Source organism: Brevundimonas sp. (assembly GCF_016463485.1).
Lineage (GTDB): Bacteria > Pseudomonadota > Alphaproteobacteria > Caulobacterales > Caulobacteraceae > Brevundimonas.
The window spans coordinates 1-4,890 of sequence record NZ_JAEMRD010000193.1 but is presented as its reverse complement, the minus strand read 5'-3'; the positions used below and the strand labels follow the sequence as shown (position 1 = coordinate 4,890).

The window sequence follows — 4,890 nt, the reverse complement described above, 5'->3', positions numbered from 1 at the left end:
CGCAAGAACACCGCCGCCTGCGTTTCTCTTTCCAAATCAACGATTTCAAAGACCAGGACCGGAAGAACCGGACCCCACTGTTTAGCGCCGGTGGTCGGCGGAGGCGGCGATATAGTCGCCTCGGAAGTCTGTGTCAAGAACTTCTTTTAGAAGAAGTTCTTAGGGCCGTCCCGACCCCGTTGGGATCGGCGGAGGCGGCGATGTAGTCGCCTCCGATTTCTGCGTCAAGCCGTTCTTTTTCAAGAACTTCTGTCTGCGTTTCCGTCCCCCTGGAGGGCGGCGGAGGCGGCTTCCTAAAGAAGGCCAAACTCCGTGTCAACGAGCCTTTTGAGGCATTTTGCAGTGATGAAAACCGAAGCCTTCAGACCGCAAAAGATCACCCGAGAAAGCCGATTGGCTTCCCCGTTTCGTTACCGAGGCGATTCGATTGGAGCGCGGAGACTATGTCGGCTGCGTTACAGAAGCAAGAAGTTTTTCAACCCTTGTTTCCGGTGGGGTTCGAGAGATTTGCATCCCTGCGGCCCCGGCGGCCAGCCCGTCTCCGAGCGAGGCGGCGATGTACGACCCGATCCGTGAGTCCGCAAGCGGCTTTTTCGTGGCGGCCTGCGTTTCTCGCGGAGTCGGAATCGGCGAACGCGCAACCTGAGCCGTTCAGCCCGCGCTGATATAGGTCCGAAGGCTCTCGGCCTCCTGTGTGGCCTCGGCGATCTGGCATTTGACGACGTCGCCGATGGAGATCACGCCCGCCAGACGGCTGTCACGCATTACAGGCAGGTGACGGATACGGCGGTCGGTCATCCGCCCCATCAGGATGGCGACCGTCTCCCCCGGCTTTGCGAACACCACGTCCGCGCTCATGAAGTCCGAGACCGGCCGGTCCAGCGCCCCTGCCCCTTGCGCCGTCACGGCCTTGACCACGTCCCGTTCCGAGAAGACCCCGGCCACCCGGTCGCCGTCACAGACGATCAGGGCGCCGACCCGTCGCGTGTCCAGCTCGGCGCAGGCCTGGGCGACCGTGGTGTCGGGGGCGATCGAGAAGACCGCGTCTCCCTTGCTCTTGAGGATCTCGGCAACCAGCATCAGGCGTTTCCCTTCTCTATCGTTGTAGAGAACGGCCGCTGGGCAGGCGCGGTATCGGGCCTGTCGGGCCGCTTCAGGCGCGAGGATCACCCATACGGCCGCCAGACGCAAATGTCGGCGACGCTCGCGTTCCGAACAGACGTGCCGCCGGACCGATCAGAAGGATCCCGGCCAGGAAGCCGAAGGCGTGGGCTTCCCAGGCGATCTGGGCATCATCGACGCCGGGGGCCAGGCCAATCAGGCCGGTCACCACATTGAGCGCCAGCACCGCCACGCTCATGCCGATCACGCGCCGGTCGGTCAGGGGGCGGGGCCGGCCGTGGGCCCCCAGCAGTCGGATCGCGCCGCCCAGCAGCCCCATCACCGCCCCGGAGGCTCCGACCAGGGTCGCTGTGCTGGTCGGATGGACCAGGCCGTAGCCCAGCGTCCCGGCCAGTCCACATACAATATAATAGCCGAGAAAAACGAGTCCGCCCTTCAGTCCCGGAAACAGCCGTGCCACCGCCGGTCCAAAGGCGAAGGCGAACCCCGCATTGATCAGCGCATGGGTCCAGCCGCCGTGCAGGATCATGGAGGTCAGCACCCCCGGCCACCATCCGCCCTCGAACAGGCTGATCGGCCTGAAGGCCCAGCGCAGGCCCGCGTCGGGCAGTTGCACCTGAAGCGCGTAGAGACAGGGAATCGACAGGGCCAGCAGGATGGCGGGAAGCGGTGCGTTGAAGACCGGCTCACGCGCGGGCGGCGTGGGCGGCACTGCGGTCGAGCTAGCGAATCGATCGGGGTCGGAGGCCATGCCCGGCAAATGTGCGCCTGGGCCTGCAATCTCAAGCGGTTCTTAACATCCGTATCCCATTTTGGCACGTGGGTTGGTTGCCGGCCCGTCACCAGTTCGCTTGCGGAGTCCCGCGCATGATTCGTCATACGACCCCCCAGACGGCCCTGCTGGGCACGGCCTGCGCCCTGGCGATGGCCCTTCCCGCCGCGGCCCAGAGCACCGGCTCGTCAGGTCTGTCCAGCTTCCAGGCGGGTTACGGCGGCGCGCGCTATTCGACGGCGACGTCACAGACGGGCTCGACCCGGGATGCGAACGGTAACCGGCTGATCGTCGACGGCATCATTCAGGCCGGCGCATCCAGCTATCAAAGCCAGAATTCGGGGGTTTCATCCTCCTATGCCGGCGCAGGCTCGTCCTCGGACGGCGGCACGGTGATCGGCGGGGCCACCGCCATCGGCAACAGCCTGAACGTCGTGGTCCAGGGCAACCACAACACGGTCATCGTCAACTCGCGTCAGACGAACACCGGCAACATCACGGCGGGCACGGCGCTGAACGGGACCTTGAACCTTGGCAACTGATCTTATTCTGAAGCCGTCGGGCTTGAAGCGGGGCCGCATCGCGGTGGCCTGCGCCGCCGCCGCCGCACTGCTGGCCGGCTGCGTCAGCCCCGTGGCCGGGCCGAACGGCATGTACGCCACTCCCATCGGCAATGCTCCGGTGACGGCCAACCCGACCCCCTATTCGCCGGCCCTCTATTGCCTGGCCGACTATGCCCGTCGCTACAACCTGCCCTCGCCGCGCATCGCGATCGGCCGGATCAGCGACTACACAGGCTCGGTCGCGACGGACGGCGGCCGCCAGATCACCCAGGGTGCATCCCTGATGGCCTATTCGGCCCTGGCCAAGTCGGGCGCCCGGATGGTCGAACGCTATGACACCTCGATCTCGGAGCTCGAGCTTCGCTATGCCAACAACAAGCTGATCGGCGACGAAGGCGATTCGCCCGACGCGAACAACTACCGGCGCATCCTGGCCGGCCAGGTGCCGGGGTCGGACTTCTACCTCGTCGGCGGCGTCACCGAGGTGAACTACAACATCCGCTCGGCCGGCTTTGACGCAGGCCAGGGCGAGCTCAACTCCGAACGTCCGGGCTCGGCCCTGCTCCAGGGCAAGGTGTTCGTCATGAACGTCGCCCTGGATCTGCGCCTGGTCCAGACCACTTCGATGGAGGTCGTCGACGTCGTTTCCTACCAGAAGCAGATCATCGGTCGCGAGATCTCGGCCGGGGTGTTCGACTTCCTGGGCGGCAACGTCATCGACATCTCGGCCGGCACGGGCGGGATGGAGCCGGTCCAGCTGGCGGTCCGTTCGCTGATCGAACGCGCCACGCTTGAGATGATGGCCAACCTGTACGGCGCGCCCGGCCCTCAGGTCTGCCTCGACGCCTCGCGCGACCCCCTGGGCACGGTCGGCCCCACCGGCGGCTATTATCCCGCCTACGCCAACACGGACACGAACAATGGCTCGACCCGCGCAGAACCGAATCGCTGGCACGCTGGCCGCGATGGCGATGTTCGCCGCGGCCGCTACTGAAGCGTCCGCCCAGGAACAGCTCGTCCTCAACAACCAGCTCCAGCTGGGCGACGTCATCAGCGGCCAGACCCTGAACGTCGAGGATGCGGGTGAACAGGTCACCGTCTCGACCGCCGCCACGGGCAACAGCCTGTCGGGCGGGGTCCAGGGCGGCAGCCTGACCCTGCGCAACGTCCAGCGCGTCAACGGCGACGTGACCTCGACCACCGCCCTGAATCTGGGCGGCGACACCGAAGGCGTGGTCAATGCGACGACCCAGGCCAACGGCAACTATGTCGCCGGCGGCGCCTACGGTGCCAATCTGGCCATCGATTCGGACCAGAGCGTCGGCCCCGGCGAGATCGTCGCCTCGTCGACCATCCCCGGCGGCACGGCCCGGCTTCTGTCGGGGGCCTCGGTCGGCGTCGCCGCGACCGCCAACACCATGGCGCTGGGCGGCACGGGCACGGAAATCTCGGGCGCGATTCACCAGACGTCCGATTCGTCGGTGCGCGCGAACAACCTGGCCCAGACCCAGTATATCCCGGCGACCGCCATCTTCGGGGCCCAGGCCCTGGGCAACGCAACCGCGATCAACGGCGAGAACGTCTCGAGCCAGAACATCTATGTGGGCCAGCGCTCGACCGGCGACATCGTCACCGCCGACGTCAGCGCCAATGCCGGCAACGCCTGGGACCTGACCGGCACCGCCACCGCCAACGCCAACCAGGCCGTGCTGGCCAACCACGGCGGATCGGTCGTCGCCCGTACCCAGCAGGAAAACGCCAGCGCCGTCTCATCCTCCGCGCGCGTCACCAGCTACGATTTCGGCGCGGCCATGGCCTCGGCGCAGGGGGGCGGCAACGTCGTATCGGTCGGCACCGAGTCGGACTATCTCGAACTGGACAACAGCCAGATCAACACCGGCGGCGTCGAGGTCCAGGCCACCTTCATCGGCACCAACGGCTATGACGCCTATGTCTCGGCCGACGCCGTGGGCAACTCGGTCACCGGCTATGCCTGCGCCGCCTGCGAGGCGACCCTGACGGCCAACAACGTCCAGCACAACGAAGGCAATGTCTCCGCCTCGGCCTCCACCACCGTCTACGGCCAGGGCCGCGCCGCCATCACCGGCACCAACGCCGTCGGCAACGCCGCAACCTTCTACGTCAGCCGGCCGGGCTCGGGGCAGTAGACCGGGTCAATGCTAACGCCGAAGGGCGATGGTGAGGACAGGCTGCGAAGCAGCCCGGAGGGGGCGACGAGGTTCGGCCGCAACGTCTCTCCTCCCTGTCGCGGAGCGATGGGGAGGTGGCGCGGCCCTTCTTCAGGGCCGTGACGGAGGGGGCGACACGGTCTGACCGGTGGGGGCTCTCGAAGCGATCGAGGTGCGTCCGGTAGACCTCATTTTGAGCACCGGGTCGCCCCCTCCGTCAGCTCGCAAGAGGCTCGCTGCCACC

Annotated in this window: 5 protein-coding genes; 3 read left to right on the top strand and 2 right to left on the bottom strand. The window is 66.6% G+C overall.

The features are described 5' to 3' along the window. Positions 1-651: 651 nt before the first annotated feature. Both JHC99_RS17440 and JHC99_RS17435 read right to left on the bottom strand, forming a co-directional pair. Entirely contained in the window at positions 652-1,080 is a 429-nt protein-coding gene (locus JHC99_RS17440) for a CBS domain-containing protein (RefSeq protein WP_292155927.1), read from the bottom strand. Between the two features lie 73 nt (positions 1,081-1,153). Further along, positions 1,154-1,873 (bottom strand): rhomboid family intramembrane serine protease, encoded by a 720-nt coding sequence (locus JHC99_RS17435; protein WP_292155925.1) that lies wholly within the window; start codon positions 1,871-1,873, stop codon positions 1,154-1,156. Positions 1,874-1,989: 116 nt separating this feature from the next. Between JHC99_RS17435 and hfaA the strand changes: the two genes are divergently transcribed. The 3 genes from hfaA to hfaD are packed head-to-tail and all read left to right on the top strand — an operon-like array spanning position 1,990 to position 4,625. Then, positions 1,990-2,436 carry a holdfast anchoring protein HfaA gene (gene hfaA / locus JHC99_RS17430; RefSeq protein ID WP_292155923.1) on the top strand — a complete coding sequence of 149 codons (447 nt, stop codon included), beginning with the start codon at positions 1,990-1,992 and terminating at the stop codon, positions 2,434-2,436. Between the two features lie 7 nt (positions 2,437-2,443). Then, positions 2,444-3,451: a holdfast anchoring protein HfaB gene (gene hfaB, locus JHC99_RS17425; RefSeq protein WP_292155929.1), complete on the top strand. Its 1,008-nt coding sequence runs from the start codon at positions 2,444-2,446 to the stop codon at positions 3,449-3,451. Then, positions 3,423-4,625: a holdfast anchor protein HfaD gene (gene hfaD, locus JHC99_RS17420; RefSeq protein ID WP_292155921.1), complete on the top strand. Its 1,203-nt coding sequence runs from the start codon at positions 3,423-3,425 to the stop codon at positions 4,623-4,625. The genes hfaB and hfaD overlap by 29 nt, the downstream gene beginning before the upstream one ends. The last annotated feature ends 265 nt before the right edge of the window (positions 4,626-4,890 follow it).